Source organism: Pseudomonas sp. 43mfcvi1.1 (genome assembly GCF_900115935.1).
Lineage (GTDB): Bacteria > Pseudomonadota > Gammaproteobacteria > Pseudomonadales > Pseudomonadaceae > Aquipseudomonas > Aquipseudomonas bijieensis.
The window spans coordinates 1-26,233 of record NZ_UETT01000003.1; the positions used below are offsets into that span (position 1 = coordinate 1).

Sequence of the window (26,233 nt, forward strand, 5' to 3'; positions counted from 1 at the left end):
CACTTTGTCAGTGGCGATGCATTCATTGCTTTCTTGGGGATGGATTTGCGTCCAAAAGATTCAGGGAAGAAGCACAGTCCTCGTCACTTGAGCAAAAAAGGGGACGGGGAGCTACGACGCCTGGCGCACAACGCCGCGATGGCGGCCTGTCGGTCTCCTGCCTGGAAACCTTACTATGAGGCCTTCTTGGCACGAGGCCTGGCCAGAACTCAGGCCTTGGTTATCCTCGCCCGCAAGTTGTGTCGGGTAGCATTCGCCCTGATGAAAAATCAGAGCGAATACCAACCAAATTCACGGTTGCAGGGTTCCCCTGCAACATAGAATCTCCCACAGGGGAGATATGCATGGCTCAGGTTGTGTGAGGTTGAATCAAGCCCGCAGCCATCACCAACTCTTCCAACGCCAACAAATCCGGCACTTTCGCCACATGCTCCCCCACTTGCACCGCCGCCTGTTCCAACCCGCACAACGGCACGTCGACGTAGCTCAACTGACTGTCGAGCTTGTAGGAACGCGGGATGCCTTGCACCAACAGCGCAATGAACCGCAACTCCGGGCGCCCGCCGAGGGCGTTGAGCACGACGATGCGTGCTCGCTCGCCCACCACGGTTTTCTGGCCGCAGGCCGACTCGAAGCTCAGCAGCGGGATTTGCCGTTCGCGCCAGCTCACCCAGCCCAGGAACCATGGCGGGGTGTCCATATCGAATGCGCTGCTCTGGTAGTCGATCAGTTCGGCCACGGCCACGTTGGGCAACACCAGGTGCCGGTCGGCCAATGGCAGCAGCAGGCCGGTAAGTGGGCTGGTGCGCTGATGAAGATGCAAATCATGCATGGGTCTTGCTCCAGTGCGCGATGCTGTCGAGCAGCACCGATTCCTGGTACGGCTTGCCCAGGTAGTCGTTGACGCCGATGGCCATGGCGCGATCGCGGTGTTTCTGGCCGGTGCGGGAGGTGATCATGATGATCGGCAGGTGCGCCAGACGCGGGTCGTTGCGTACTTGGGTGGCCACTTCGAAGCCGTCCATGCGCGGCATTTCGATGTCCAGCAGCATCAGGTCCGGGGAGTGTTCGGCCAGCAGCGCCATGGCGTCCACGCCATCCTTGGCGGTGAGCACGTGCATGCCATGACGCTCCAACAAGCGGCTGGTGACCTTGCGCACCGTCACCGAGTCGTCCACCACCAGCACCAGCAACGGCCGCTGGTGTTCGCCCTCCCCTTGCGTCGCTGTCGGGCGGCGCGGGACCTGGTGGGGCAAGGCACGGATGGGCGCCAGCAGGTCGAGGATCAATACCACCCGGCCGTCTCCCAGGATCGTCGCCCCGGACAGGCCCTGCACCGCCGAGAATTGCGGACCCAGGCTCTTGACCACGATCTCCCGGGTCCCGGCGGTCGCGTCCACTTGCACGGCGACGTGCCGCTCGTTGCACTGCACCAGCAGCACCGGCAACGGTTGGCTCTGGCCCAGTAGTTTCGGGCGGGCGCCGGTTTTCAACAGCTCGCCGAGGTAGCACAACTCATAACGTTGCCCGGCGTAGGTGTAGGTCGGCGGATCGAGCTGGTAATAGCCGTCCAGTTCGGCGGGCAACACCCGGACGATGCTTTCGATGGTGTTCAGCGGAATCGCGTACTGGTCTTCATGGCACTGCACCATCAGCGCCCGGTTGACCGCCACGGTAAACGGCAGGCGAATGCGAAAGTGCACGCCCTGCCCCGGCGTGGAATCGATGCCCATGCTGCCGCCCAGTTGCCGCACCTCTTCGTGGACCACGTCCATGCCAACGCCGCGCCCGGAGATCTGGGTGATTTTTTCCGCGGTGGAAAACCCCGGTTGCAGGATGAACTGCAACACGTCGCGGTCGCTGATGTCACTGTCCGGCGCCAACAGGCCACGCTTGATCGCCTTGCTCCGCACCGCCTCCAGCGGCACGCCGGCGCCATCGTCACGGATGTCGAAAATGATGTCGCCGCCTTCCCGGGACAGGTCGAGGCTGATGCGCCCCCGGGCCGGTTTACCAGCGGCAATGCGCACATCGGCCGGCTCCAGGCCATGGTCGACGGCGTTGCGCAGCATGTGCTCCAAAGGCGCGGCCATGCGCTCCAACACGTTGCGGTCCATCTCGCCATCGGCGTTGCCGACCACGAACTCCACGTCCTTGCCCAGTTCCTGCGCCACTTGCCGCACGATGCGCTTGAGCCGTGGCAACATTCGCTCGAACGGCACCATGCGCGTACGCATCAGGCCTTCCTGGAGTTCGGTGTTGATGCGCCCCTGCTGTTGCAGCAGGACCTCGGCATCGTGATTGCTGCGATCAAGGGTTTCCTTGAGTTCGAGCAAGTCCGAGGCGGACTCGAACAGCGCCCGGGACAGCTGCTGCAACTGGGAATGGCGGTCCATTTCCAGCGGGTCGAATTCTTCGTAGCCCAGGCGCTCGGCCTCCACCTGCTGACGGCTGAGGATTCGCCCCTGGGTTTCGGTATCCAGGCGCCGCAACTGATCGCGCATGCGCTCGATGGTGGTTTCCATTTCGCCGAGGGCCACGCGCGCGTCGTTGACCTGCTGTTCGATGCGCCCACGGAAGATCGACGTTTCGCCCGCCAGGTTCACCAGGTCGTCGAGCAGTTCGGCGGAGACCTTGACCATGTCCGCCCCGTCGCCCGGGGCACCAGGGTCAGGTCTTGCGGGCGCCGCCGGCGGGCTCACGATGGGATTGGAGACGGGGGCCGGCTCCGGCGCCGCGACAGCCTGCGGCGCAGCATTCTCCTGGGGATGATTCACCGCCTGGATCTGCGCGATCAGCCGGTCGGCCAGCGGGCACGGGTGGCCGGCGCGCACCGCGTCGAGCATCTGCGCCAGACGGTCATGGCTGCTCTGCAGCAAGGTGAACAACGCCGGTGTCGGCTGAAGCAGGCCCGCCGACAAGCCTTCGTAGAGGTTTTCCAGCTCGTGGGCCAAGTCGCCGATGGGGACGATTTCCACCATGCGCGCACCGCCCTTGAGGGTGTGCAAGTCCCGCAGCAGGGTTTCCACTGCCTGGCGGTTCGACGGTTCTTCTTGCCAACGCAGCAGCGCCGCGCCTGAGCTGTCGAGGATATCGAAACCTTCTTCAAGGAAGATTTCCAGCAGCTCGGGATCATGACCAGCACCGTCGGCCTGGTTCGCTGCGCTCGTCTCGATGGCGTTAGGCTTGTCCTGGCGGAACCGTCGTATGGCGTCGATCAGCGCCACGGGATCGCCCAACGGCTGGCCCTGTTGCAACTGTCCAAGCAACAGGTCGAGGCGTTCGTGGCTGCTTTCGAGCAGTTGCGCCAATTCCTCGCTGTAACTGTAACGGCGGTCCACCAGCCCTTCGTAGAGATTTTCCAGTTCCTGGGCCAAGTCGCTCACCGGCCGGATGTCGGCCATGCGCGCACCGCCCTTGAGGGTGTGCAAATCACGTTGCAGCGAGGACAGCGGCGCGCCGTTATCCGGATCGGCCAACCAGCGCTGCAAGGCCTGGGCAGCGCTTTCGAGGATGTCCTGGGCCTCTTCGAGGAAAATCGACGCCAGCTCATCCTCCACCGAGGTATCGGCGGGCGCGGCGCGTTCCATTTCCGCTGTTGCTTGGCCCAGCTCACGGATGCTCAGGGTCCGGCTACCATCGCTACGGATCAGGCCGGTGGCCGACGGGTCGAGGCTCTCCTGGAGCAAGCGGCGCAGGGCTTGGACCCGTTCCGGCTGCGCATGCACATGCTGCCCGGCCGCCAGCTGATCGAGCATGTCGATCAGTGCTTCGTGGGCGAGCTGCGCTTGCCGGAAAAACTCATCGCTGACCGCCAGGCTGCTTTCTTCTACCGCACCATAGAGGTCCAGCAAGGCTTCACAGAGTTCGTCGACCGGACGCAGGTCGGCCAGGTGCGCGCCTTCGCCGAGAGTGGTCAGCTCATCGAGCAGCGCACTCAGCTCCTGGCCCTCGCCAGGGTGCTGCTGCCAGCGCTGCAAGAGGCTTTCGGCATCCAGCAGGATGTCCATGCCCTGGGCGAGGAAGTTGTTGATCAGTTGTGGGTCGCGTTTGGTCCGTAGCGCCTTGTCCGGCGCACTGTTGGCGGCGCGCAAGCGCTCGGCCAGCAGGGCTTGGGCGCGCTGGATCAGATCCGTTGCACCGGGAATCGCCGCCAGCGGCTCGCTGTGCAACTGGCGCAAGCCCCGGCGTAACAGCCCTTCGGCTTCCATCAGCAACTCGACCTCATCCAGGTCCAGGGCAATCAGGTGCGCCCGGTATTCCCGGGCCAGCTCATCCATCGCACCGGCCAGCTCGGCGATAGGCAGCACGCCGGCCATGGACGCGCTGCCCTTGAGAGTGTGCAAGGCCCGCTGCAATTCATCGCTGGCCTGTAACGGCAAGTGGTCGGCCGCCTGGTCGAGAAAGCGATTGAGACTGGCGAGGTGGCCCTGGGCTTCGTTGTCGAAGATCTTCAACAGCAACGGATCGAGGGCGGCCACGTCCTGCTCGTCCTCATCGTCCTCATCGCCGCCCTTGGCCAGGACATGGGCGCGGGCGGCCAAACGGTCGACATCGTCGCGCTGGCGCTGGCGATTGGCGGCGAATTCGGTCACCAGGTCCGGTAACAATTGCACCGTGGCTTCGATCAACTGACGCACCGATGCCTGCGGCTCGACGCTGCGCTCCAGCACCCGGTTGAGCAGGTTTTCCACAGCCCAGGCCAGTTCACCGAGCACCAGCGCCCGGACCATCCGGCCACTGCCCTTGAGGGTGTGGAAGGCCCGGCGCAGTTCACCCAGGGCAACAGGGTCGTCGGGATGCGCACTCCAACGCGGCAGGTACTCACGCAGAACGTCGAGCACCTCGTCGGCTTCTTCGAGGAAGACCTCGCGCAACTCGTCGTCCACCGGATTTTCATCCATCGGTGGCGGTAACAGGCTGCCCGGGGTGCTCCTGGCCGGCGGATTGACCGCCGAGACCGGGCTGGCCAGCACCTCGGCCAAGGACTGCACAGTCTGCGGGTCATCCAGTTCCTGCAAGTCCTGCATGACCTGGGCTTCGTTGGGGCTCAACACATCATCGAGCACCGGCACCCGTGCTTCGTCAGGGAAATAACCGAGCGCGGCCAGGCTCCGTTCGACCCCGTCCAGCAAGGGCTCGCCCGGGGTTTCCGGGTCCTCGCTCAAGCGTTCCAGATAGTATTCGAGGCCGGTGATCACGTCGGCCAGGTGGTCGAGTTCTTCCCAGCCCGGCTGGGCCTGCTCCAGCAACAGATGGTCGCGGATGAACGCGTTGCAGGCCTCCACCAGGCTGGCGGCACGGCTCAGGGGAATCATCGCCAGCGCGCCGCGTACCTGGGTCAGCAGCGCCGGCAAGGGCAGTAGTTGCTCGCTGTTCCAGTCCGCGTCGATGTAGTCGACGATCATGTCCTTGGCCTGTTGCAGGCAGGTATGGGCCTCCTTGATGACAATCTGGTGGATCTGGGTCAGGTCGGTGGTGGGCAGGTGCGTGTCTTCGCGGCTCTCGGGTTCGACGGTGCCGACCATGCCGGCCAGGGTCGCCTCGACGTAGAGCAAGGCTCCGGCGACGTCCATGAGGGTGGCGTCATCCGGTTCGCGCTGGCCCTGGGCGAGGCTCAACACCACCGCCAGTTGATCGATGATGACCTTGCGCGGTTGACCGAAACCCAGCACCGCCAGGGTGTCGGCGATCTGCCGTAGCGGCGCCAACAGGCTGTCCAGCTCCGAGGCGTGCTGGCGATCGCTGCGTACGAACAGGTCCAGGCGTTCCTTGACCCGTACCAGTTCTTCGCAGAGCGCGGCGAGCACCGAGCGCATGGCGTCACGGTCGGGCCCGGCCAGACGTGCGCGTTCTTCGTCGACCATAGCGCTGTCGGGTAGCGCGTCGTCCAGTGAGTAGCGTTCTTTCATGATCTGCATCTGCCCGCTGGGATGTTCGGCCTTGGCAATATAGAACAACAAACTCTTGAGCAGGTGGGGCGGTGCCGGCTGATTGATGCCGGGCATGCCTTGCTCCAGCAGGCGCTTGAGTTCCTTGTCGGCTTCCTTGAACAGGCTGCGCAGCGCCGGGCTGTTGGCGATGCGCCCGTCACGCATGCCTTCCACCAGCGCCGAGGCCACCTGCCATAATGCATTGAGCGGCGCCCCGGCACACAACGTTTCCAGGCGATGGAAAACCTTGGCCAGGTAACCGAGGTGGGTCGTGTCGTCCTGTTCGCGCAGCAAGCCCACCAGGGCCATTTGCAGGGTCTGGCGCAATTTGCGCAAGGTGTTTGGCAGGTCAGCGGGCTCGAGACGCTGCAAGGCCTCGTCGCTGAGCGGCGCAATTTCGGGCAATTCGGGGCTGAACAGGCTGGTTTCCGACAACAGGCTCTCGCCCCGGGCACTGCGCAGGTCGTTGATCAAGGGCAGAACCACCAGCGGCAGGTCGCGACGGGCACCTTGTACGCGGTCCAGATAGATCGGCAACTGCCCCAGGGCCTGGCTCAACAGGCTGATGGCTTCGTCGCGATGGGTCACGCGGTTGTCCTGCAGGGCGGCGCACAGCTGTTCCATCTCCTCGGCCAGCAACGCCGCACCGTAGAATTCGACCATCTGCAGGCCGCCATGGACCTGGTGAATGCAGGCCAGGCATTGCCCGAGGGCATCCGACGCCTGCGGATCGTCCACCAGGCGGTTGAGGGCCAGATGAGCCTGCTTCAGCGTTTCGGCAATCTCGCCCTTGACCCATTCCAGGGCCACGTAGTCGTGCCGATCACCCATAACCACTCCAAATCAAAGTCGTATGCCGCAGGCGCTTATCAGCCTTTGTGGCGAGGGGACTTATCCCCGCTGGACTGCGGAGCAGTCCCAAAATAGCCAGTCTGGGACACAGGTGTTGGATTCAGCATTGCTGGGGGCCGCTTCGCAGCCCAGCGGGGATAAATCCCCTCGCCACAAAGGCTCATCACCACCAGACAGGTCCAGTCCGTCACGCCTTGTCCTCATCCACCGCAGGCGCTGCCGGCAAGGTAAACCCCGACACCGAACGGCGCAGTTGACTGGCCATTTTCGCCAGGTTGCCGATGCTCTCGGCGGTGGCGGTGGAGCCCGACGAGGTTTGGGTGGTGATCTGCTGGATCACGTTCATGGTCAAGGAAATCTGCCCCGCCGAGGTGGTCTGTTGCTGCGCCGCGTTGGAAATGCTCTGGATCAGCGCCGCCAGGGTCTTGGACACACCCTCGATTTCCTCCAGGGCCACGCCGGCATCCTGGGCCAGTCGCGCGCCGCGCACCACTTCGGTGGTGGTCTGCTCCATGGAAATCACCGCTTCATTGGTATCGGCCTGGATCGCCCGCACCAGGGTCTCGATTTGCCGTGTCGCCGCCGACGAGCGCTCGGCCAGGCGCTGTACCTCATCGGCCACCACCGCGAACCCGCGCCCGGCATCACCGGCCATGGACGCCTGAATGGCGGCGTTGAGGGCCAGGATGTTGGTCTGGTCGGCGATGTCGTCGATCAGGCTGACGATGTCGCCAATCTCCTGGGACGACTCACCCAGGCGCTTGATGCGCTTGGCGGTGTCCTGGATCTGCTCGCGAATGTTGTCCATGCCATGAATGGTGTTGTGCACCACCTCATTACCCTTGTTGGCGATCTCCACCGACCGCTCGGCCACCGCCGACGATTCGGCGGCATTGGCCGATACCTGGTCGATGGACTGGGCCATTTCATTAATTGAAGTCGAAGCTTCGGAGATTTGCTGGGCCTGGTGCTCGGAAGCCTGGGCCAGGTGCATCGCCGTGGCCTGGGTTTCCTGCACGGCGGCGGCGACCTGGCCGGCGGTGAGGTTGATGGTCGCCACCAGGTCGCGCAGTTGGTCCACCGAGTAATTGATGGAGTCGGCGATAGTGCCGGTGAAGTCTTCGGTGACCGAGGCGGTAACGGTCAGGTCACCATCGGCCAGGTCTTCGATTTCATCCAGCAATCGCATGATCGCGTTCTGGTTACGCTCGTTCTTTTCCGCGGTTTCGTGCAACTGGCGATTGGTTTCGCGGACCATCACCAGCCCGATCAGGATGATCGACATCAACGCCAGCAAACCCAGCACATAGCCGCCGATGGTATTGATGGAACGCCCGCCGGCAAGGTTTTCGAAGGCTGTGGCCAGGTGCGAAGCCTCGTCGAGCAGGGTCTGCGACAGGTTGAAGATGTTGCCGGCCGATTCCCGGACCTTGAACAGCTCCGGGGAGGTTTCGAGGATTTCATCCACCGAGCCCGAGACAAACTCGAACAGCTCGCTGATTTCGCTCAGGCGTGCCCGCGCATCGCGGTCCTGGACCTGGGATATCTTCAGGGCCGGGTCACCTTGCAACATGCCATTGAGCACCTGGCCAAAACGCGCGGCGTCGCGACCGAAGGTGTCGGCGGCCTGGCTGGCGTTTTCGTCCCCTGCCAACACGGTATTCACCGCGCCGAGAATCCGCTCGGCCAGCAGCGACTGGCGCTGGGCCATGGCCACCTGGGCGGCCGGCGCGCCGCGCTGCAACAGGATCTCGACGACTTTTTCGTACTCGACCTGCAACTGCGGCACGGTTTCGGCCAAGGTCGCCGCCACCTGATGCAGCGACAGCACAGTCTGTTCACTGGAGAGAATGGCATCGGTGTTCTTGAGCAGACGCTCCCAGTCCAGCTGCACGGCGCGCATCTGCGGGCGCAGGGTGGCGGGTGCAGGTGGCAGGCCGGTCACCGGGTCGCCCTGCTTCAGGTAGCCCCAGCGCTGGGCGAAATCATTGCGCGCATCGCTCAACAGCTTGAACGCCGCCGCCTTGCCGGCAGCGGCTTCGGTGGCGTTCTTGGCGATGCGCTGGGACAGCACCCGCAATTCACCGGCATGGCCGATGTACTGCTTGTCGTAGGTGGATTGGGTATTGAGGTAAGCGAAGTTGGCGAACAGCAGCATGATGAAGACGATCAGCGCGACGAACAGCACGATGATCTGCGAACGACTGCGCGACGCTTCCAGTGGCTTGCCTGTTTTTGCTTTGATCATCGGTTCTCGCCTGTACTGCCCAATCCAACTTACAGCTATTAACTGTAAGCAAGCCTTTGTCGTGCAGCCTGCTCAACCAGTGCTGCTCTGTGGGAGCAAGGCTTGCCCGCGATGAGAACGACACAGTTTTCTCGCCAACCGAGACACTGCCATCGCGAGCAAGCTTTGCTCCCACCGGCTCGCTCCCACAAGGGGCCTGCGCTGCATCTCGTTAAATCGCCACATCCATGAACCCTGGCGAGCGCGCCAGGGCAAACGGGCTGAACACTTGCCACTCGCGCTCGCCGCAAAACCGCCCCCTGACGAAAACCGATTCGGGGCCATCGAGATCATCCACCAGCGTCGGTTCCAGACTGTCCTGGGCGAAATGCTGCAGCCCGAGAACTTCGTCCACCAGCAATCCGGCGAACACTTCGTCGTGATCCACCACCAGTACCCGACGCTGCTTACGCACCGGCGACAGCTCATGACCGAAGAAACCGCACAGGTCCATCAACGGCAACAATCGCCCGCGCAGGTTAGCCACCCCACGGACCCACGGCTTGACCCCGGGCAAATGTGTGTGACGTGGTTCGTGCAGCACTTCGCTGACTTCGCCCATCGGCGCCACGTACCAATGCTCGCCCAAACGAAAGCCGATGCCGCTCCAACCGGCACGGTGGGTCGGCTGGGAGGGCAGGTCCGCCCCCAGCAACCGGCAACGCCGATCGATCTGCAGCAGCAGTTCGAATGCAGTCAGCGATTGGCTCATGGCTGCGCTGTCAACCCGCCAGCACTTTGTTCAGGGTCGCGATCAGGGTTTCTTCGTCCACCGGCTTGGTCAGGTAGTCCTTCGCGCCTTGGCGCGTACCCCAGACCTTGTCGGTGTCCTGGTCCTTGGTGGTGATGATGATCACCGGGATGTGGCCGGTGTCCGGATCCTTGGTCAACTGACGCGTGGCCTGGAAACCGTTGAGGCCGGGCATGACGATGTCCATCAGCACCGCATCGGGTTTTTCCTGGCGGGCCAGGGCCACGCCATCAGCGCCGTTCTCGGCCTTCAGGACCTGATGGCCGTGCTTTTCCAGCATGCCGGTCAGTTTGTACATTTCAGTCGGCGAATCATCGACGATCAGAATTCGTGCCATGGTGTTCCCCATTTTCTTGTCGACCCCAGGCCCGATGGCCGAGTGTCATTAATGTGCCTGGTGCGGCTGGACAGCGGCAAAGCCCGGAACATGGGCCTGTATCGCGCCCAGCAGTTCTTCCTTGCTGAACGGCTTGGTCAAAAACTGATCGGAACCGACGATGCGCCCCTTGGCCTTGTCGAACAACCCGTCCCGGGACGACAGCATGATCACCGGCGTGGCCTTGAACGCGCTGTTGTTCTTGATCAGGGCACAGGTCTGGTAGCCATCGAGGCGCGGCATCATGATGTCGACAAAAATGATGCCCGGATGATGGTCGGCGATCTTGGCCAGGGCATCGAAGCCGTCGATGGCCGTGATCACCTCGCAGCCCACGTTGCGCAGCAAGGTTTCGGCGGTGCGGCGGATGGTCTTCGAGTCGTCGATGACCATGACCTTCAAGGCGCTGGGTTGCTGCGTGAGATGCTCTGCCATTGCCACTGCGAACCGATTTTTAACGCGTAAGTGTGATCGACAGCGCAAACCCTTGATGTTCAAGGCCCGCACGTCACATGGCAGCCTTTTTAGCACAGTCTCCATCGCCGATCTATCGGCCGCTCGGCGCGGTGGTTTTTCCTTGACCGCCAATCTTCCGGGCGCCACTCTGACGCCACTTTTTCACGCCATATGTGCCCAATCAAATTTCGAGGAACCAAGCCATGAGCGTACGCGTCGGCATTGTCATGGACCCTATCGCCAGCATTTCCTATAAAAAGGATAGCTCGCTGGCCATGCTGCTGGCCGCTCAAAAGCGCGGCTGGGAACTGTTCTACATGGAGCAGCGCGACCTCTACCAGGCCGAAGGCCAGGCGCGGGCGCGGATGAAACCGCTGAAAGTCTTCGCCAACCCGCAAAAGTGGTTCGAACTGGGCGACGAAAGCGACGCACTGCTGAGTGACCTGGACGTGATCCTGATGCGCAAGGATCCGCCGTTCGACATGGAGTTCGTGTATTCCACCTACCTGCTGGAACAGGCTGAAAACGCCGGCGTGCTGGTGGTCAACAAGCCCCAGAGCCTGCGCGACTGCAACGAAAAGCTGTTCGCCACGCTGTTCCCGCAATGCACGCCGCCGACCATCGTCAGCCGGCGCCCGGACGTATTGCGCGAATTTGCCGACCATCACGGCGACGTGATCCTCAAGCCCCTGGACGGCATGGGCGGTTCCTCGATCTTCCGGCACACCGCCGGCCACCCGAACCTGTCGGTGATCCTGGAAACCCTGACCTTGCACGGCAAGCAGCAGATCATGATCCAGGGCTACCTGCCGGCCATCGTCGATGGTGACAAACGCATCCTGATGATCGACGGCGAGCCGGTGGACTATTGCCTGGCGCGTATTCCGGCAGCCGGCGAAACCCGCGGCAACCTGGCGGCCGGCGGGCGTGGCGAAGCCCGTCCGTTGACCGAGAAGGATCGCTGGATCGCCGCCCAGGTCGGCCCGACCCTGCGCGAGAAAGGCCTGCTGTTCGTGGGCCTGGACGTGATCGGCGAGCACCTGACGGAAATCAACGTCACCAGCCCGACGTGCATTCGCGAGATCGACAACGCCTTTGGCACGGACATCGGCGGCATGCTGATGGATGCCATCGATCAGAAGCTCAAGGCTCGTTGATCCAGATCTGCTGAAGGAAACCCACATTGCGTTATCATGCCCGGCCTGAAAAAAACGCGATGTTGGTTTCCTTGTCATGACACTTCCGTCCGATCTGCCCCTAGAGCTCGCCCATCGTGGCGTGCGCCCGGCTGATCGCCTCGGTTTTACCCTGTTCCTGGCGGCGCTGATCCACCTGGCCCTGCTGCTGGGCGTCGGGTTTGCCACGGTCGAGCCCAAGCAGATCAGCCAGACCCTGGAAATCACCCTGGCCACCTTCAAGAGCGAGACCAAGCCCAAGAAGGCCGATTTCCTCGCCCAGGAAAACCAGCAAGGCAGCGGCACCCTGGAAAAAAAGGCGATTCCCAAGACCACCGAGATCGCGCCGTTCCAGGACACCACGGTGCAGAAAGTCACCCCACCGCCAGCGGCCAAGCCCGAAGTGCAGGAGACCGCGCCCAAGGCCGCCGTGACCACCGTGGCACCAAAGCCGAAAAAAGCCCCGGCCAAGGAAGAGGTCAAGCCTGATCCCAAGCCCCAGGCCCCGGCACCGACTTTCGACAGCTCCCAGCTGTCCAGCGACATCGCCAGCCTGGAAGCCGAACTGGCCCAGGAGCAACAGCTGTACGCCAAGCGCCCGCGCATCCACCGCCTGAGCGCCGCCTCGACCATGCGCGACAAGGGCGCCTGGTACAAGGACGAATGGCGCAAGAAGGTCGAGCGCATCGGCAACCTCAACTACCCTGACGAAGCCCGGCGCAAACAGATCTACGGCAACCTGCGGCTAATGGTCTCGATCAATCGTGACGGCTCGTTGTACGAAGTGCTGGTGCTCGAATCCTCCGGCCAGCCACTGCTGGACCAGGCCGCCCAGCGAATCGTGCGCCTGGCCGCGCCGTTCGCACCGTTTACCGGCGATCTGTCGGACATCGACCGGCTGGAAATCATCCGCACCTGGAAATTCGCCCGGGGCGATCGCCTTTCCAGTAACTGACCCACCGCCAATCCCCTTGTGGGAGCGGGCTTGGTGGGAGCAAGGCTTGCCCGCGATGAAAACGCCGCGGTCTCTTGAGGACCGCAGCGCCTGGATCGCGAGCACCACACAGCCCACATTTGATCGGTGTCGCCTTCCAGATCGAGGCATTTCCTGCACATCCCCAGCTTGTCAGTTCGGCCCTGCGCCGCCACACTAGCGCCTATGAAAAACGTCAGCCCCACCTACCTCAAGCATCACTTCCTGATCGCCATGCCGCACATGGCCGATCCGAACTTTGCCCATACCTTGACGTACATCGTCGAGCACACGGCCAATGGGGCCATGGGGCTGGTGATCAATCGCCCGCAGGAACTGAACCTGGCGGACATTCTTGAGCAGTTGCGCCCCGACGTTGAACCGCCGCTCTTGTGCCAGCACGTGCCAATTTTCATCGGCGGCCCGGTGCAGACCGACCGCGGCTTCGTACTCCACCCGTCGGGTCCCAAATACCAGGCCACCGTGGATCTGGACGGTGTGTCACTGTCCACCTCCCAGGACGTGCTGTTCGCCATCGCCGACGGCGTCGGCCCGGAAAAAAGCCTGATCGCCCTCGGCTATGCCGGCTGGGAACCTGGGCAACTGGAAGCCGAACTGGCCGATAACGCCTGGCTGACCTGCCCGTTCGACGCCGACATCCTGTTCAACACCAGCAGCGAACTGCGCCTGGAAGCGGCGGCCAGCCGGTTGGGGGTCAACCTCAGCCTGCTCACCAGCCAGGCAGGACACGCCTGATGGCCCTGCGCTTGTTGCTGGGCTTCGATTACGGCACCAAACAGATCGGCGTGGCAGTCGGCCAGGTCATCACCGGCCAGGCCCGCGAGTTGTGTACATTGAAGGCGCAGAACGGTGTTCCAGACTGGAACCAGGTCGAAGCGCTGATCAAGGAATGGAAACCCGATGCCGTGGTGGTCGGCCTGCCGCTGAACATGGACGGCACGCCCAGCGATATGTGCCTGCGCGCCGAAAAGTTCGCCCGCCGGCTCAATGGCCGCTTCAACCTGCCCTTCTATACCCATGACGAGCGCCTGACCACTTTCGAGGCCAAGGGCGAGCGCCTGGTGCGCGGTGGGCAGAAAGGCAGTTACCGCGACAACCCGGTGGACGCCATCGCCGCCGCCCTGCTGCTGCAAGGCTGGCTCGACGCGAACGCCGCCCTGTTCGAAACCTGATTTTTTACAAAGCGCCGCCAAGGCGCTTTCTTTTAGCGACAAACCGCGCCACCCACCACCGGCCCGGGAACCTGAAGGAGCCAGCATGAGCCTGCCCAATCCTGCCGAACTGATCAGCCAGATGGCGATTCGTCTCACGGCGCACCTGGAACAACGCGGCATCAGCGAACCGCGCTATATCGGCATTCGAACCGGTGGCGTCTGGGTCGCCCAGGCCTTGCTCGATGAACTGGGCAGCCAAGCGCCCCTGGGCACCCTGGATGTGTCGTTCTACCGCGACGACTTCAGCCAGAACGGCCTGCACCCACAAGTGCGCCCCTCGGCCCTGCCGTTCGAGATCGAAGGCCAGCACCTGGTCTTGATCGATGATGTACTGATGAGCGGCCGGACCATCCGCGCCGCCATGAACGAACTGTTCGACTACGGCCGCCCGGCCAGCGTGACGCTGGTGTGCCTGCTGGACCTGGACGCCGCCGAGCTGCCGATCCGGCCGAACGTGGTCGGTGCGACGCTGACGCTGGCCGCCCACGAGCGGGTCAAGCTCTCCGGCCCGTCGCCGCTGCAACTCGAACTGCAAGACCTTGCCCTTTAACTGCCCTTGTAAGAGTCCATCGCGATGACGCCTCTCGAAACCAAGCGCCCGCTGCAGCTCAACGATCAGGGCCAGCTGCGGCACTTCCTGTCCCTCGACGGCCTGCGCCGCGAGCTGCTGACGGAAATCCTCGACACTGCCGACTCATTCCTCGAAGTCGGTGCCCGGGCAGTGAAGAAAGTCCCGTTGCTGCGCGGCAAGACCGTGTGCAACGTGTTCTTCGAAAACTCCACCCGCACCCGCACCACCTTCGAACTGGCGGCCCAACGGCTGTCGGCGGACGTGATTACCCTGAACGTGTCCACGTCCTCGGCGAGCAAGGGCGAAACCCTGCTCGACACCCTGCGCAACCTTGAAGCCATGGCTGCCGACATGTTCGTCGTGCGCCACGGCGATTCCGGCGCGGCGCACTTCATTGCCGAACACGTGTGCCCGCAAGTGGCGATCATCAATGGCGGCGACGGCCGTCATGCCCACCCGACCCAGGGCATGCTGGACATGCTGACCATCCGTCGGCACAAGGGCAGTTTCGAGAACCTGTCGGTGGCCATCGTCGGCGACATCCTGCACTCGCGAGTGGCCCGCTCGAACATGCTGGCCCTCAAGACCCTCGGCTGCCCGGACATCCGCGTGATCGCGCCGAAAACCCTGCTGCCCATCGGCGTCGAGCAGTACGGCGTGAAGGTCTACACCGACATGACCGAAGGCCTCAAGGATGTGGACGTGGTGATCATGCTGCGCCTGCAACGTGAGCGCATGACCGGCGGCCTGCTGCCTAGCGAAGGCGAGTTCTACCGCCTGTTCGGCCTGACCACCGCCCGCCTGGCCGGGGCCAAGCCGGATGCCATCGTCATGCACCCGGGGCCGATCAACCGCGGCGTGGAGATCGAGTCGGCGGTGGCCGACGGGCCGCACTCGGTGATTCTCAACCAGGTGACCTACGGCATCGCCATCCGCATGGCCGTGCTGTCCATGGCCATGAGCGGGCAAACGGCCCAGCGCCAATTCGACCAGGAGAACGCCCAGTGAAGCTCAGCATTCTCGGCGCACGCGTGATCGATCCAGCCAGCGGCCTGGATCAAGTGACTGATATCCATATCGATGCCTGCAAGATCGTCGCCCTGGGCGCCGCGCCGGCCGGTTTCGTCGCGGTCGAGACCGTCGACGCCCAAGGCCTGGTGGCCGCCCCCGGCCTTGTGGACCTGAACGTCGCCCTGCGCGAACCGGGCTACAGCCGCAAAGGCAGCATCGTCAGCGAAACCCGTGCCGCTGCCGCCGGTGGCGTGACCAGCCTGTGCTGCCCGCCGCAGACCAAACCGGTGCTGGACACCTCGGCCGTAGCCGAACTGATCCTCGACCGCGCCCGCGAGGCCGGCAACACCAAGGTCTTCCCGATTGGCGCACTGAGCAAGGGCCTGGACGGCGAGCAACTGGCCGAGCTCATCGCCCTGCGCGACGCCGGTTGCGTGGCGTTTGGCAACGGCCTGAACAGTTTCCGCAATACCCGTACCCTGTGCCGCGCCCTGGAATACGCGGCGACCTTCGGCCTGACGGTGATCTTCAACTCCCAGGACCACGACCTGGCCGAAGGCGGCCTGGCCCACGAGGGCCCGACCGCCAGCTTCCTCGGCCTGCCGGGCATTCCGGAAACCGCCGAGACCGTAGCCTTGGCCCGGGATCTGCTGTTGGTGGAACAAAGCGGCGTGCGCGCCCACTTCAGCCAGTTGACCAGTGCTCGCGGCGCGGCGCTGATCGCCCAGGCCCAGGCCCGTGGCCTGCCGGTGACCGCCGATGTGGCGCTGTACCAATTGATCCTGACCGACGAAGCGCTGATCGACTTCAACAGCGTCTACCACGTCCAGCCGCCGCTGCGCACCCGCGCCGACCGCGAGGGCTTGCGCGAGGCGGTGAAATCCGGGGTGATCTCGGCCATTTCCAGCCACCACCAGCCCCATGAGCGCGATGCCAAGCTGGCACCATTCGGCGCCACCGAGCCGGGTATCAGCAGCGTCGAACTGCTGCTGCCGCTGGCCCTGACACTGGTGGAAGACGGCTTGCTCGACCTGCCGACCTTGCTCGCACGCCTGAGCGCCGGCCCGGCCCAGGCGCTGCAATTGCCGGCAGGGAAACTGGCGGTTGGCGCGGCGGCGGACCTGGTGCTGTTCGACCCAGCCGCGTCCACCGTGGCCGGCGAAGCCTGGCGTTCCAAGGGTGACAACTGTCCGTTCCTGGGCCACAGCTTACCGGGTGTGGTGCGCTACACCTTGATGGATGGGCGGATCACCCACCAGGCCTGATACCGCGTCGCTCCTATCGCGAGCAGGCTCGCTCCCACATTGGATTTGAGGTGTTCACACATAATGTGTGCACTGAAGATCCCTGTGGGAGCGAGCCTGCTCGCGATGCAAGCGACTCGGTCTTACTGGAAAGCCCCCCGCTTCTGCGCATTCCGAATCGAAACCTGATCATTCAGGGTCCAGAAGTCATACAGCACCCCCAGGAAAAACACCCCACCCGTCAGCAGGTAGATAATCCCGCTGAGCCACTTGCCCTGATACATCCGGTGTACGCCAAGCACCCCGAGAAACGTCAGCAGGATCCACGCCACGCTGTATTCGATAGGCCCTGGGGTGAAACGCAGGTCCGCTTCGCGATCCATGGCCGGGATCAGGAACAGGTCGATCAACCAACCAATGCCCAGCAGGCCGAAGGTGAAGAACCAGATCGTGCCCGTGACCGGCTTGCCGTAATAGAAACGGTGGGCCCCGGTGAAACCGAAAATCCACAGCAGATACCCGATGACTTTGCTGTGGGTATCGCGGATCGCATCCTGCTGATAGCTGTTCATGAATGGCCTCTTTTGCCTCGATAGATAAATTTTTTCGGATTTTTTGTGACTTTTTTGTGTCTCGCCGACAAGCGGTCCTGAGCAACTTTGAACCAAGGAAACCCCCGTGGTGTCGGGGTTCTGTCGGACAATCGGGTCAATTTGTCACAATCATGCGGGGTTGGCGCCAAGTTTCGAATCGACAAACGGCCTCGGAACAGCGAAAAAAGCTGTTATAAAGTTGCGCGCTAACCTTTAAGAGCCCTGCCTAATGCGTCCATTTTTCAAGACATGGCTAACCATTTGCCTATTATTGCCACTGGCCGCCCACGCCACCAATCGTGAGCAACGTCTTCCCAACGTCAACGGCTACACCCCGAAATCCCATGTTTCTGCTTCCTTGAGCAAGAACAAGCCAAGCGCCCAGCGCTTGAGCACGGCGAACAGCAAACTGGTTCCGCCGATGGCGACCAAAGCAAGCAGCAACGTGCTGAGTCGCGCCGTGAATGTACTCGGCACACCTTATCGTTGGGGCGGCAGTAGCCCAAGTAAAGGCTTCGATTGCAGCGGCTTGGTGAAATACGCCTTCAACGACGCCACCTTCGACCTGCCACGCACCTCCAATGCGATGGCTGCCGGTCATGGCGAGAAAGTCGAACGCAAGGATCTCAAGCCCGGCGACCTGATTTTCTTCAAGCTCAAGAGCCGCCGAGTCAATCACGTGGCCATCTACCTGGGCAACGACCGTTTCATCCACGCTCCGCGCCGTGGCAAGTCGGTGACTATCGACACGCTGAACAAGCCGTACTGGGACACCCATTACGTGGTGGCCAAGCGGGTTCTGCCGAAGGAGCCGGGGGCGATGCGCGTGGTTCAGCGCTGATCTGAAGCCTACATGGCTCTTTTGTGGCGAGGGAGCTTGCTCCCGCTGGGCCGCGAAGCGGACCCAAAATGATGAGGCCACAGAGATCATTGGTCAGTTTGGGGCGGCTGCGCCACCCAGCGGGAGCAAGCTCCCTCGCCACAGGGCTACACCACCTCCCCCGCTAGAAATTATCCGGCGAACGCGCCCGTTCCCGCGCATGTTCGCGGCTGATCAAGCCTTTGTTCACCAAATCCTTCAAACACATATCCAGCGTCTGCATCCCCAGTGAACCACCGGTCTGGATGGCCGAGTACATCTGCGCCACCTTGTCCTCGCGGATCAGGTTCCGGATGGCCGAGGTGCCCAGCATGATTTCATGCGCCGCGATCCGGCCGCCGCCGATCTTCTTGACCAGCGTCTGGGAAATCACCGCCTGCAACGATTCCGACAACATCGAGCGAACCATGGACTTCTCGTCACCGGGGAACACGTCCACCACTCGGTCAATGGTCTTGGCCGCCGATGTGGTGTGCAGTGTGCCGAACACCAGATGCCCGGTTTCCGCGGCGGTCAGCGCCAGGCGGATGGTCTCCAGGTCACGCATCTCCCCTACCAGGATCACGTCCGGATCCTCCCGCAGGGCCGATCGCAGGGCCGTGGAGAACCCCTGAGTGTCGCGGTGAACCTCGCGCTGGTTGATCAGGCACTTGCGCGGTTCGTGAACGAACTCGATAGGGTCTTCAATGGTGAGGATGTGATGATGCTTGTGGCTGTTCAAATGGTCGATCATGGCCGCCAGGGTGGTGGACTTGCCCGAACCGGTCGGCCCGGTCACCAACACCAGCCCGCGCGGCGCCTCGGTCACTTTGCGAAACACCTCGCCCATCCCCAGGTCTTCCATGGTCAGGACTTTCGACGGAATGGTCCGGAATACCGCCCCCGCGCCGCGATTCTGGTTGAAGGCGTTGACCCGGAACCGCGCCACACCCGGCACGTCGAAGGAAAAGTCGGTCTCCAGAAACTTTTCGTAATCTACTCGTTGCCGGTCGTTCATGATGTCGTAGATCAGCTCATGGACCTGCTTGTGGTCCAGCGCCGGCAGGTTGATGCGCCGCACATCGCCATCGACGCGGATCATCGGCGGCAACCCGGCGGACAGGTGCAGGTCCGACGCCCCCTGTTTGGCGCTGAACGCCAGCAGTTCAGTGATATCCATAGCGCTCCTCAATTCCAGTAGAATGCCGCGAACCTCAGACCCGCTGGCGCTTCTTTATGTCCACGATAGCAGACAACATCGCTCAGGTTAGATCGCGTATCCGCGCTGCGGAGCAGGCCGCCCAACGTGCCGAACACAGTGTCCAGCTGCTGGCCGTAAGCAAGACCAAGCCCGCCCAGGCCCTGCGCGAAGCTTATGCCGCCGGCCTGCGGGACTTCGGCGAGAATTATCTGCAAGAGGCCCTGGGCAAACAGGTCGAACTGACCGACCTGCCCTTGATCTGGCACTTCATCGGCCCCATTCAATCGAACAAGACGCGTGCTATCGCCGAACACTTCGACTGGGTGCATTCCGTGGATCGCTTGAAAATTGCACAGCGCCTGTCCGAGCAACGCCCGGCCGAGTTGCCGCCGCTGAACATCTGCATCCAGGTCAATGTCAGCGGTGAAGCCAGCAAGTCCGGCTGCACCCCGGCAGACCTGCCCGCCCTGGCCAGCGCCATCAGCGCCTTGCCGCGCTTGAAGCTGCGTGGGCTGATGGCGATTCCCGAGCCCACCGAAGAGCGCGCCGCCCAGGACGCAGCCTTCGCCGCCGTTCAAAACTTGCAAACCAGCCTGGAGCTGCCGCTGGACACCCTTTCCATGGGCATGAGCCACGACCTTGAGTCGGCCATCGCCCAGGGCGCCACCTGGGTGCGCATCGGAACCGCCCTGTTCGGCGCCCGCGACTACGGTCAATCCTGAACCATGGCCGACTCATCTCTTTATAAGGACCTGTCATGAGCAACACGCGTATTGCCTTCATCGGCGCCGGCAACATGGCCGCCAGCCTGATCGGCGGCCTGCGGGCCAAGGGCCTGGACGCTTCCCTGATCCGCGCCAGCGATCCGGGTGAAGAGACCCGCAACCGAGTGAGCACCGAACACGGCATCGAAACCTTCGCCGACAACGCCCAGGCCGTCGACGGTGCGGACGTCGTCGTGCTGGCGGTCAAGCCACAGGCGATGAAAACCGTGTGCGAGGCCCTGCGCCCCAGCCTCAAGCCCCAGCAACTGGTGGTGTCGATTGCCGCTGGCATCACCTGCGCCAGTATGAACAACTGGCTCGGCGAACAGCCGATCGTACGCTGCATGCCCAACACCCCGGCGCTGCTGCGCCAGGGCGTCAGCGGCCTGTTCGCCACGGCCCAGGTGTCCACCGCACAACGGCAACAGGCCGAGGAGCTGCTGTCAGCCGTCGGCCTGGCGCTGTGGCTGGACACCGAACAGCAACTGGACGCCGTCACCGCCGTCTCCGGCTCGGGCCCGGCGTACTTCTTCCTGCTGATCGAAGCCATGACCGCCGCCGGCGAGAAACTCGGCCTGCCCCGGGATATCGCCGCGCAGCTGACCTTGCAGACCGCATTGGGGGCCGCGCACATGGCCGTGTCCAGCGACGTCGATGCGGCCGAGCTGCGCCGCCGCGTGACCTCGCCGGCCGGCACCACCGAAGCGGCCATCAAATCATTCCAGGCCGGGGGCTTCGAAGCCCTGGTGGAAAAAGCACTCGGCGCCGCCGCGCACCGCTCGGCCGAGATGGCCGAACAACTGGGCCAATAAGGAGCCATTCATGATTGGATTGAACACCGCAGCGGTCTATGTGCTGCAAACCCTCGGCAGCCTGTATCTGCTGATCGTGCTGATGCGTTTCGTACTGCAACTGGTGCGCGCCAACTTCTACAACCCGCTGTGCCAGTTCGTCGTCAAGGCTACCCAGCCGCTGCTCAAGCCTTTGCGCCGAATCATCCCCAGCCTGTTCGGCCTGGACATGTCGTCGCTGGTGCTGGCGATCCTCGTGCAACTGGCGCTGATGGCCCTGACCCTGCTGCTGACCTACGGCACCACCGGCAACCCGCTGCAACTGCTGATCTGGTCGATCATTGGCGTGACCGCGCTGTTCCTGAAGATCTTCTTCTTCGCCATGATCATCAGCGTGATCCTGTCGTGGGTCGCTCCGGGCAGCCACAATCCGGGCGCCGAGCTGGTCAACCAGATCTGCGAGCCGGCCCTGGCGCCGTTCCGTCGTATCGTGCCGAACCTTGGCGGCCTGGATATTTCGCCGATCCTGGCGTTCATGGTGCTCAAGCTGATCGACATGCTGGTGATCAACAACCTGGCAGCGATGACCATGATGCCGGAAATCCTGCGCCTGCTGATCTGACCCGGTGAGCTACTTTCGCTGGGACGGCGACGATCTGATCCTGGAATGTCACCTGCAACCGGCAGCCCGCAGCGATGACTTCGCCGGGCTGCACGGTGACCGCCTGAAGATCCGCCTCACCGCCCCGCCGGTCGAGGGCAAGGCCAATGCCTACCTGATGGCATTCCTGGCCAAGGCGTTTGGCGTATCCAAGAGCCAGGTCAGCCTGATCAGCGGCGAATTGAACCGACAGAAACGGGTGCGGATTCATTCGCCGAAGAAGCTGCCGGAGCTGCCGGAGCTGCCAGGCCTGACACGGGCCTGATCGGTTAGCGCCGATCTTGTGGCGAGGGGACTTATCCCCGCTGGGCTATCCGTCGCCTCGGCGTGTCTGGCGGATCGCATTAGCTGTGTTGGGGCTGCTACGCAGCCCAACGGGGATAAATCCCCTCGCCACAGTTAAATCGCCCAGCCGCGCCTTTGCTTGCCGCCTGCCACAGCGGTCTTTAGACTTACGCCTCATTTCAACGCGAGCAGGGTCGATGCCAACTGCCTTTCCCCCCGATTCCGTTGGTCTGGTGACGCCGCAAATGGCGCATTTCAGCGAGCCCCTGGCCCTGGCCTGCGGCCGTTCGTTGCCGGCCTATGACCTGATCTACGAAACCTACGGCACCCTCAATGCCACGGCGAGCAATGCCGTGCTGATTTGCCACGCCTTGTCGGGGCATCACCACGCCGCCGGCTACCACAGCGTCGACGACCGCAAACCCGGCTGGTGGGACAGTTGCATCGGCCCGGGCAAGCCCATCGACACCAGCAAGTTCTTCGTAGTCAGCCTGAACAACCTCGGCGGCTGCAACGGCTCCACCGGCCCCAGCAGCCTCAACCCGGACACCGGCAAGCCCTTCGGCGCCGATTTTCCAGTGCTGACGGTGGAAGACTGGGTCCACAGCCAGGCGCGCCTGGCCGATCGCCTCGGCATCGCCCAGTGGGCAGCCGTGATCGGCGGCAGCCTGGGGGGCATGCAGGCCTTGCAGTGGACCATCACCTACCCGGACCGCGTGCGCCATTGCCTGGCAATCGCCTCGGCACCCAAGCTGTCGGCGCAGAACATCGCCTTCAACGAAGTGGCGCGCCAGGCGATCCTCACCGACCCTGAATTCCACGGCGGCTCGTTCCAGGAACACGGCGTGATCCCCAAGCGCGGGTTGATGCTGGCGCGGATGGTCGGGCACATCACCTACCTGTCCGACGACTCCATGGGCGAAAAATTCGGCCGTGGCCTCAAGAGCGAAAAGCTCAACTACGACTTCCACAGCGTCGAGTTCCAGGTCGAGAGCTACCTGCGCTATCAGGGTGAAGAGTTCTCCGGGCGCTTCGACGCCAACACCTACCTGTTGATGACCAAGGCACTGGACTACTTCGATCCGGCAGCGAACTTCGACGATAACCTGGCAAAAACCTTCGCCAATGCCACCGCCAAGTTCTGCGTGATGTCGTTCACCACTGACTGGCGCTTCTCCCCGGCGCGCTCCCGGGAGCTGGTGGACGCGCTGATGGCCGCGCGCAAGGACGTCTGCTACCTGGAAATCGACGCGCCCCAGGGCCACGACGCCTTTTTGATCCCGATCCCGCGCTACCTGCAGGCGTTCGGCAACTACATGAACCGTATAACGCTGTGAGGACGCCATGAGAGCCGATCTGGAAATCATCCAGGAATGGATCCCCGCCGGCAGCCGCGTGCTTGACCTGGGCTGCGGCAACGGCGAACTGCTGACCTGGCTGCGGGACAACAAGCAAGTCAGCGGCTACGGCCTGGAAAACGACCCGGACAACATCGCCGAGTGCGTCGCCAAGGGCATCAACGTCATCGAGCAGGACCTGGACAAGGGCCTGGGCAACTTCGCCAGCAACAGCTTCGACATCGTGGTCATGACCCAGGCCCTGCAAGCAGTGCACTACCCGGACAAGATCCTCGACGAAATGCTGCGGGTCGGGCGCCAGTGCATCATCACCTTCCCCAACTTCGGCCACTGGCGTTGCCGCTGGTACCTGGCGAGCAAGGGTCGCATGCCGGTCTCGGAGTTCCTGCCCTACACCTGGTACAACACGCCGAACATCCACTTCTGCACTTTCGCCGACTTCGAGGCGCTGTGCCGCGAACGCGAAGCCAAGGTCATCGATCGCCTGGCCGTGGACCAGCAGCACCGCCACGGGTGGGCCAGCAAGCTATGGCCTAATCTGTTAGGTGAGATAGGCATCTATAGGGTCAGTAGTCCGGGCCTTACCGATTACCAGGTCGCGGTGTGAGCCCCGGCCTCACCAGGAGCACGACATGAAACGTCTAGGGTTGTTTCTCATCACCGCTTGCCTGAGCGTTGGCGCCATGGCCGCCGACGTTATCAAAGGCGAGCGCAAGGAAGTGTTCGGTGATATCACCGTGCACTACAACACCTTCAACTCCACCTTCCTGACGCCGGAGATCGCCAAGAATGCCGAGCTGATCCGCAGCAAGCAACAGGGCGTGATCAACGTCTCGGTGCTCAAGGATGGCAAGCCCTTGATGGCCCAGGTCAGTGGCAAGGTGAAAGACCTCACCAGCCAGAGCATCCCGCTGCAATTCAAGCAGGTGACCGAACAAGGCGCGATCTACTACATCGCCCAGTACCCGGTGCCCCAGCAGGAAACCCGCACCTTCGAGATCAAGGTGCAAACCGGCGACAAGATCAACACCATCAACTTCAACCAGGAACTGTTCCCGGGCCAATGATCAACTTCACCCAACTCGTACTGGCCAGCCACAACGCCGGCAAACTCAAGGAACTGCAGGCCATGCTCGGCGGCTCGGTGCAGTTGCGCTCGATTGGCGAGTTCAGCCAGGTGGAACCGGAAGAGACCGGTCTGTCGTTCGTCGAGAACGCCATCCTCAAGGCCCGCAATGCCGCCCGCATCTCGGGCCTGCCGGCGCTGGCCGACGATTCCGGGCTGGCAGTGGACTTCCTCGGCGGCGCGCCGGGCATTTATTCGGCCCGTTACGCGGACGGCAAAGGGGACGCGGCGAACAACGCCAAGCTGCTCGAAGCCCTCAAGGACGTGCCCGAAGCCGAGCGCGGCGCGCAGTTCGTGTGCGTGCTGGCCCTGGTGCGCCATGCCGATGACCCGTTGCCGATCCTCTGCGAAGGCTTGTGGCACGGGCGCATTCTCACCGAAGCCAGCGGCGAGCACGGTTTTGGCTATGACCCGTTGTTCTGGGTGCCGGAGCGTAATTGCTCCAGCGCCGAGCTGGGGCCGGTGGAAAAGAACCAACTGAGCCACCGCGCCCGCGCCATGGCCCTGCTGCGTCAACGCCTGGGCCTGCGATGATCGATGATGCTCCGGCACCGCTGATTCACGGCGGTGCACAAACGCCTCGGGCGCCGCTGCCGGTGCTGCCGCCCCTGGCGTTGTACGTGCACATCCCGTGGTGCGTGCGCAAATGTCCGTATTGCGACTTCAACTCCCACACCGCCAGCCCGCAATTGCCGGAAGAAGAGTACGTCGACGCCCTGCTGGCCGACCTCGACCAGGATCTGCATGCGGTCTATGGTCGACCGTTGAGCTCGATCTTTTTCGGTGGCGGCACCCCGAGCCTGTTCAGTGCCCAGGCCCTGGGCCGGTTGCTCAAGGGCGTCGAAGCACGCATTCCCTTCGCCCAGGACATTGAAATCACCCTGGAAGCCAATCCCGGCACCTTCGAGCAGGAAAAATTCGTCGCTTACCGGGCCTTGGGCATCAATCGCCTGTCCATCGGCATCCAGAGCTTCCAGCAGGCCAAGCTCGAGGCCTTGGGCCGGATCCACAACGGTGACGAGGCGGTGCGCGCCGCCGGCATGGCTCGCCAGGCCGGTTTCGACAACTTCAACCTCGACCTGATGCACGGCTTGCCCGACCAATCCCTCGACGACGCCTTGAGCGACCTGCGCCAGGCCATCGCCTTGAAGCCGACTCACCTGTCCTGGTACCAGTTGACGCTGGAGCCGAACACGGTGTTCTGGAACCAGCCGCCAACATTGCCCGAAGACGACACGTTGTGGGACATCCAGGAAGCCGGACAAGCCCTGCTGGCCGAGCACGGCTACGCCCAGTACGAAGTCTCGGCCTACGCCCAACCCGGTCGGGCGGCGCGGCATAACCTCAATTACTGGAGCTTCGGCGACTTCATTGGCATCGGCGCCGGCGCCCATGGCAAGCTCAGCCATCCGGACGGGCGCATCGTACGCACCTGGAAGACGCGCCTGCCCAAGGATTACCTCAACCCGGCCAAACGCTTCCTGGCGGGCGAGAAAACCCTGGCCAACGAAGAGCTGCCATTCGAGTTCCTGATGAACGCCCTGCGCCTGACCGCAGGCGTGGAATCGCGGCTGTACCCGGAGCGCACCGGGCTGTCCCTGCAAAGCCTGGCCGAAGGCCGGCGCGAGGCCGAACAAAGCGGGTTGTTGCAGGTCGAACCGGAACGTCTGGCGGCCACCGAGCGCGGACAGCTGTTTCTCAATGACTTGCTGCAGAAATTTCTGAGCTGAT

Annotated in this window: 26 protein-coding genes; 18 read left to right on the forward strand and 8 right to left on the reverse strand. The window is 63.1% G+C overall.

What is annotated here, in order from left to right; translation table 11 throughout:
- Nucleotides 1–321: transposase (locus DTP52_RS06015; RefSeq protein WP_146206839.1), on the forward strand; the 321-nt coding region annotated here is incomplete at its 5' end.
- A gap of 28 nt (nucleotides 322–349) precedes the next feature.
- Here DTP52_RS06015 and DTP52_RS06020 read toward each other — a convergent pair.
- The 6 genes from DTP52_RS06020 to pilG form a co-directional block, all read right to left on the reverse strand.
- Complete coding sequence (locus tag DTP52_RS06020) at nucleotides 350–832, reverse strand: chemotaxis protein CheW (RefSeq protein ID WP_109752372.1); 483 nt, start codon at nucleotides 830–832, stop codon at nucleotides 350–352.
- Nucleotides 825–6,764 (reverse strand): Hpt domain-containing protein, encoded by a 5,940-nt coding sequence (locus DTP52_RS06025; protein WP_109752374.1) that lies wholly within the window; start codon nucleotides 6,762–6,764, stop codon nucleotides 825–827. The genes DTP52_RS06020 and DTP52_RS06025 overlap by 8 nt, the downstream gene beginning before the upstream one ends.
- A 208-nt stretch (nucleotides 6,765–6,972) precedes the next feature.
- Complete coding sequence (locus DTP52_RS06030; RefSeq protein ID WP_109752376.1) at nucleotides 6,973–9,033, reverse strand: methyl-accepting chemotaxis protein; 2,061 nt, start codon at nucleotides 9,031–9,033, stop codon at nucleotides 6,973–6,975.
- Nucleotides 9,034–9,244: 211 nt separating this feature from the next.
- Entirely contained in the window at nucleotides 9,245–9,784 is a 540-nt protein-coding gene (locus DTP52_RS06035) for a chemotaxis protein CheW (RefSeq protein WP_109752378.1), read from the reverse strand.
- A gap of 10 nt (nucleotides 9,785–9,794) precedes the next feature.
- Nucleotides 9,795–10,160, reverse strand: a complete 366-nt coding sequence (gene pilH, locus DTP52_RS06040) for a twitching motility response regulator PilH (protein ID WP_058544375.1) — start codon at nucleotides 10,158–10,160, stop codon at nucleotides 9,795–9,797.
- Between the two features lie 48 nt (nucleotides 10,161–10,208).
- Nucleotides 10,209–10,634: a twitching motility response regulator PilG gene (gene pilG / locus DTP52_RS06045; RefSeq protein ID WP_109752380.1), complete on the reverse strand. Its 426-nt coding sequence runs from the start codon at nucleotides 10,632–10,634 to the stop codon at nucleotides 10,209–10,211.
- 224 nt (nucleotides 10,635–10,858) lie between these two features.
- On the opposite strand from pilG, the gene gshB reads away from it, so the two are divergent.
- The 7 genes from gshB to DTP52_RS06080 all read left to right on the forward strand — a co-directional run bounded on the left by gshB (nucleotide 10,859) and on the right by DTP52_RS06080 (nucleotide 16,885).
- On the forward strand, nucleotides 10,859–11,812 hold the full coding sequence (gene gshB / locus DTP52_RS06050; protein WP_109752382.1) for a glutathione synthase: 954 nt from the start codon (nucleotides 10,859–10,861) through the stop codon (nucleotides 11,810–11,812).
- 76 nt (nucleotides 11,813–11,888) lie between these two features.
- A complete protein-coding gene (locus DTP52_RS06055) occupies nucleotides 11,889–12,785 on the forward strand; it encodes an energy transducer TonB (RefSeq protein WP_109752384.1) in 897 nt (298 codons plus the stop codon).
- A gap of 204 nt (nucleotides 12,786–12,989) precedes the next feature.
- A complete protein-coding gene (locus DTP52_RS06060) occupies nucleotides 12,990–13,559 on the forward strand; it encodes a YqgE/AlgH family protein (RefSeq protein ID WP_018609528.1) in 570 nt (189 codons plus the stop codon).
- Nucleotides 13,559–13,996 carry a Holliday junction resolvase RuvX gene (gene ruvX, locus DTP52_RS06065; RefSeq protein WP_109752386.1) on the forward strand — a complete coding sequence of 146 codons (438 nt, stop codon included), beginning with the start codon at nucleotides 13,559–13,561 and terminating at the stop codon, nucleotides 13,994–13,996. The genes DTP52_RS06060 and ruvX overlap by 1 nt, the downstream gene beginning before the upstream one ends.
- An 85-nt stretch (nucleotides 13,997–14,081) precedes the next feature.
- The gene (gene pyrR / locus DTP52_RS06070; protein ID WP_109752388.1) at nucleotides 14,082–14,588 is read left to right on the forward strand and encodes a bifunctional pyr operon transcriptional regulator/uracil phosphoribosyltransferase PyrR; all 507 of its coding nucleotides are present in this window, start codon (nucleotides 14,082–14,084) and stop codon (nucleotides 14,586–14,588) included.
- A 24-nt stretch (nucleotides 14,589–14,612) separates the two neighbouring features.
- On the forward strand, nucleotides 14,613–15,617 hold the full coding sequence (locus DTP52_RS06075; RefSeq protein WP_003177495.1) for an aspartate carbamoyltransferase catalytic subunit: 1,005 nt from the start codon (nucleotides 14,613–14,615) through the stop codon (nucleotides 15,615–15,617).
- Nucleotides 15,614–16,885, forward strand: a complete 1,272-nt coding sequence (locus DTP52_RS06080; protein WP_109752389.1) for a dihydroorotase — start codon at nucleotides 15,614–15,616, stop codon at nucleotides 16,883–16,885. The genes DTP52_RS06075 and DTP52_RS06080 overlap by 4 nt, the downstream gene beginning before the upstream one ends.
- A 122-nt stretch (nucleotides 16,886–17,007) precedes the next feature.
- Here the strand turns inward: DTP52_RS06080 and DTP52_RS06085 are convergent, their stop codons facing one another.
- Nucleotides 17,008–17,436 (reverse strand): TM2 domain-containing protein, encoded by a 429-nt coding sequence (locus tag DTP52_RS06085; protein ID WP_053188929.1) that lies wholly within the window; start codon nucleotides 17,434–17,436, stop codon nucleotides 17,008–17,010.
- Between the two features lie 250 nt (nucleotides 17,437–17,686).
- Here DTP52_RS06085 and DTP52_RS06090 point away from each other — a divergent pair, with 250 nt between their 5' ends.
- The gene (locus DTP52_RS06090) at nucleotides 17,687–18,298 is read left to right on the forward strand and encodes a C40 family peptidase (RefSeq protein ID WP_109752391.1); all 612 of its coding nucleotides are present in this window, start codon (nucleotides 17,687–17,689) and stop codon (nucleotides 18,296–18,298) included.
- Nucleotides 18,299–18,461: 163 nt separating this feature from the next.
- Here DTP52_RS06090 and DTP52_RS06095 read toward each other — a convergent pair whose 3' ends face one another.
- Complete coding sequence (locus DTP52_RS06095; protein WP_109752393.1) at nucleotides 18,462–19,496, reverse strand: type IV pilus twitching motility protein PilT; 1,035 nt, start codon at nucleotides 19,494–19,496, stop codon at nucleotides 18,462–18,464.
- A 56-nt stretch (nucleotides 19,497–19,552) separates the two neighbouring features.
- On the opposite strand from DTP52_RS06095, the gene DTP52_RS06100 reads away from it, so the two are divergent.
- The 9 genes from DTP52_RS06100 (at nucleotide 19,553) to hemW (ending at nucleotide 26,232) form a co-directional block, all read left to right on the forward strand.
- Nucleotides 19,553–20,239 (forward strand): YggS family pyridoxal phosphate-dependent enzyme, encoded by a 687-nt coding sequence (locus DTP52_RS06100; RefSeq protein ID WP_109752395.1) that lies wholly within the window; start codon nucleotides 19,553–19,555, stop codon nucleotides 20,237–20,239.
- Between the two features lie 35 nt (nucleotides 20,240–20,274).
- Nucleotides 20,275–21,093, forward strand: a complete 819-nt coding sequence (gene proC, locus DTP52_RS06105; RefSeq protein WP_109752397.1) for a pyrroline-5-carboxylate reductase — start codon at nucleotides 20,275–20,277, stop codon at nucleotides 21,091–21,093.
- A gap of 10 nt (nucleotides 21,094–21,103) precedes the next feature.
- A complete protein-coding gene (locus DTP52_RS06110; RefSeq protein ID WP_109752399.1) occupies nucleotides 21,104–21,694 on the forward strand; it encodes a YggT family protein in 591 nt (196 codons plus the stop codon).
- Nucleotides 21,695–21,698: 4 nt separating this feature from the next.
- The gene (locus DTP52_RS06115) at nucleotides 21,699–21,998 is read left to right on the forward strand and encodes a DUF167 domain-containing protein (protein ID WP_109752401.1); all 300 of its coding nucleotides are present in this window, start codon (nucleotides 21,699–21,701) and stop codon (nucleotides 21,996–21,998) included.
- A gap of 217 nt (nucleotides 21,999–22,215) precedes the next feature.
- On the forward strand, nucleotides 22,216–23,355 hold the full coding sequence (locus tag DTP52_RS06120) for a homoserine O-acetyltransferase (protein ID WP_109752403.1): 1,140 nt from the start codon (nucleotides 22,216–22,218) through the stop codon (nucleotides 23,353–23,355).
- A gap of 7 nt (nucleotides 23,356–23,362) precedes the next feature.
- Nucleotides 23,363–23,983 carry a methionine biosynthesis protein MetW gene (metW, locus tag DTP52_RS06125; protein WP_109752405.1) on the forward strand — a complete coding sequence of 207 codons (621 nt, stop codon included), beginning with the start codon at nucleotides 23,363–23,365 and terminating at the stop codon, nucleotides 23,981–23,983.
- Nucleotides 23,984–24,008: 25 nt separating this feature from the next.
- The gene (locus tag DTP52_RS06130) at nucleotides 24,009–24,443 is read left to right on the forward strand and encodes a DUF4426 domain-containing protein (RefSeq protein ID WP_109752407.1); all 435 of its coding nucleotides are present in this window, start codon (nucleotides 24,009–24,011) and stop codon (nucleotides 24,441–24,443) included.
- The gene (rdgB, locus tag DTP52_RS06135; protein ID WP_109752409.1) at nucleotides 24,440–25,036 is read left to right on the forward strand and encodes an RdgB/HAM1 family non-canonical purine NTP pyrophosphatase; all 597 of its coding nucleotides are present in this window, start codon (nucleotides 24,440–24,442) and stop codon (nucleotides 25,034–25,036) included. The genes DTP52_RS06130 and rdgB overlap by 4 nt, the downstream gene beginning before the upstream one ends.
- Complete coding sequence (hemW, locus tag DTP52_RS06140) at nucleotides 25,033–26,232, forward strand: radical SAM family heme chaperone HemW (RefSeq protein ID WP_109752411.1); 1,200 nt, start codon at nucleotides 25,033–25,035, stop codon at nucleotides 26,230–26,232. The genes rdgB and hemW overlap by 4 nt, the downstream gene beginning before the upstream one ends.
- Nucleotide 26,233: the final 1 nt, after the last annotated feature.

Bases quoted from the DNA above. Each gene is read 5' to 3' on its own strand.
- DTP52_RS06030 (WP_109752376.1), bottom strand. From the start codon at position 9,033: ATGATCAAAGCAAAAACAGGCAAGCCACTGGAAGCGTCGCGCAGTCGT.
- DTP52_RS06090 (WP_109752391.1), top strand. From the start codon at position 17,687: ATGCGTCCATTTTTCAAGACATGGCTAACCATTTGCCTATTATTGCCA.
- DTP52_RS06120 (WP_109752403.1), top strand. From the start codon at position 22,216: ATGCCAACTGCCTTTCCCCCCGATTCCGTTGGTCTGGTGACGCCGCAA.
- DTP52_RS06085 (WP_053188929.1), bottom strand. From the start codon at position 17,436: ATGAACAGCTATCAGCAGGATGCGATCCGCGATACCCACAGCAAAGTC.
- DTP52_RS06075 (WP_003177495.1), top strand. From the start codon at position 14,613: ATGACGCCTCTCGAAACCAAGCGCCCGCTGCAGCTCAACGATCAGGGC.
- DTP52_RS06020 (WP_109752372.1), bottom strand. From the start codon at position 832: ATGCATGATTTGCATCTTCATCAGCGCACCAGCCCACTTACCGGCCTG.
- DTP52_RS06060 (WP_018609528.1), top strand. From the start codon at position 12,990: ATGAAAAACGTCAGCCCCACCTACCTCAAGCATCACTTCCTGATCGCC.
- rdgB (WP_109752409.1), top strand. From the start codon at position 24,440: ATGATCAACTTCACCCAACTCGTACTGGCCAGCCACAACGCCGGCAAA.
- metW (WP_109752405.1), top strand. From the start codon at position 23,363: ATGAGAGCCGATCTGGAAATCATCCAGGAATGGATCCCCGCCGGCAGC.
- DTP52_RS06035 (WP_109752378.1), bottom strand. From the start codon at position 9,784: ATGAGCCAATCGCTGACTGCATTCGAACTGCTGCTGCAGATCGATCGG.
- DTP52_RS06025 (WP_109752374.1), bottom strand. From the start codon at position 6,764: ATGGGTGATCGGCACGACTACGTGGCCCTGGAATGGGTCAAGGGCGAG.
- DTP52_RS06110 (WP_109752399.1), top strand. From the start codon at position 21,104: ATGATTGGATTGAACACCGCAGCGGTCTATGTGCTGCAAACCCTCGGC.
- gshB (WP_109752382.1), top strand. From the start codon at position 10,859: ATGAGCGTACGCGTCGGCATTGTCATGGACCCTATCGCCAGCATTTCC.
- DTP52_RS06130 (WP_109752407.1), top strand. From the start codon at position 24,009: ATGAAACGTCTAGGGTTGTTTCTCATCACCGCTTGCCTGAGCGTTGGC.
- pilG (WP_109752380.1), bottom strand. From the start codon at position 10,634: ATGGCAGAGCATCTCACGCAGCAACCCAGCGCCTTGAAGGTCATGGTC.
- hemW (WP_109752411.1), top strand. From the start codon at position 25,033: ATGATCGATGATGCTCCGGCACCGCTGATTCACGGCGGTGCACAAACG.
- DTP52_RS06095 (WP_109752393.1), bottom strand. From the start codon at position 19,496: ATGGATATCACTGAACTGCTGGCGTTCAGCGCCAAACAGGGGGCGTCG.
- DTP52_RS06055 (WP_109752384.1), top strand. From the start codon at position 11,889: ATGACACTTCCGTCCGATCTGCCCCTAGAGCTCGCCCATCGTGGCGTG.
- pilH (WP_058544375.1), bottom strand. From the start codon at position 10,160: ATGGCACGAATTCTGATCGTCGATGATTCGCCGACTGAAATGTACAAA.
- DTP52_RS06100 (WP_109752395.1), top strand. From the start codon at position 19,553: ATGTCCACGATAGCAGACAACATCGCTCAGGTTAGATCGCGTATCCGC.
- ruvX (WP_109752386.1), top strand. From the start codon at position 13,559: ATGGCCCTGCGCTTGTTGCTGGGCTTCGATTACGGCACCAAACAGATC.
- proC (WP_109752397.1), top strand. From the start codon at position 20,275: ATGAGCAACACGCGTATTGCCTTCATCGGCGCCGGCAACATGGCCGCC.
- pyrR (WP_109752388.1), top strand. From the start codon at position 14,082: ATGAGCCTGCCCAATCCTGCCGAACTGATCAGCCAGATGGCGATTCGT.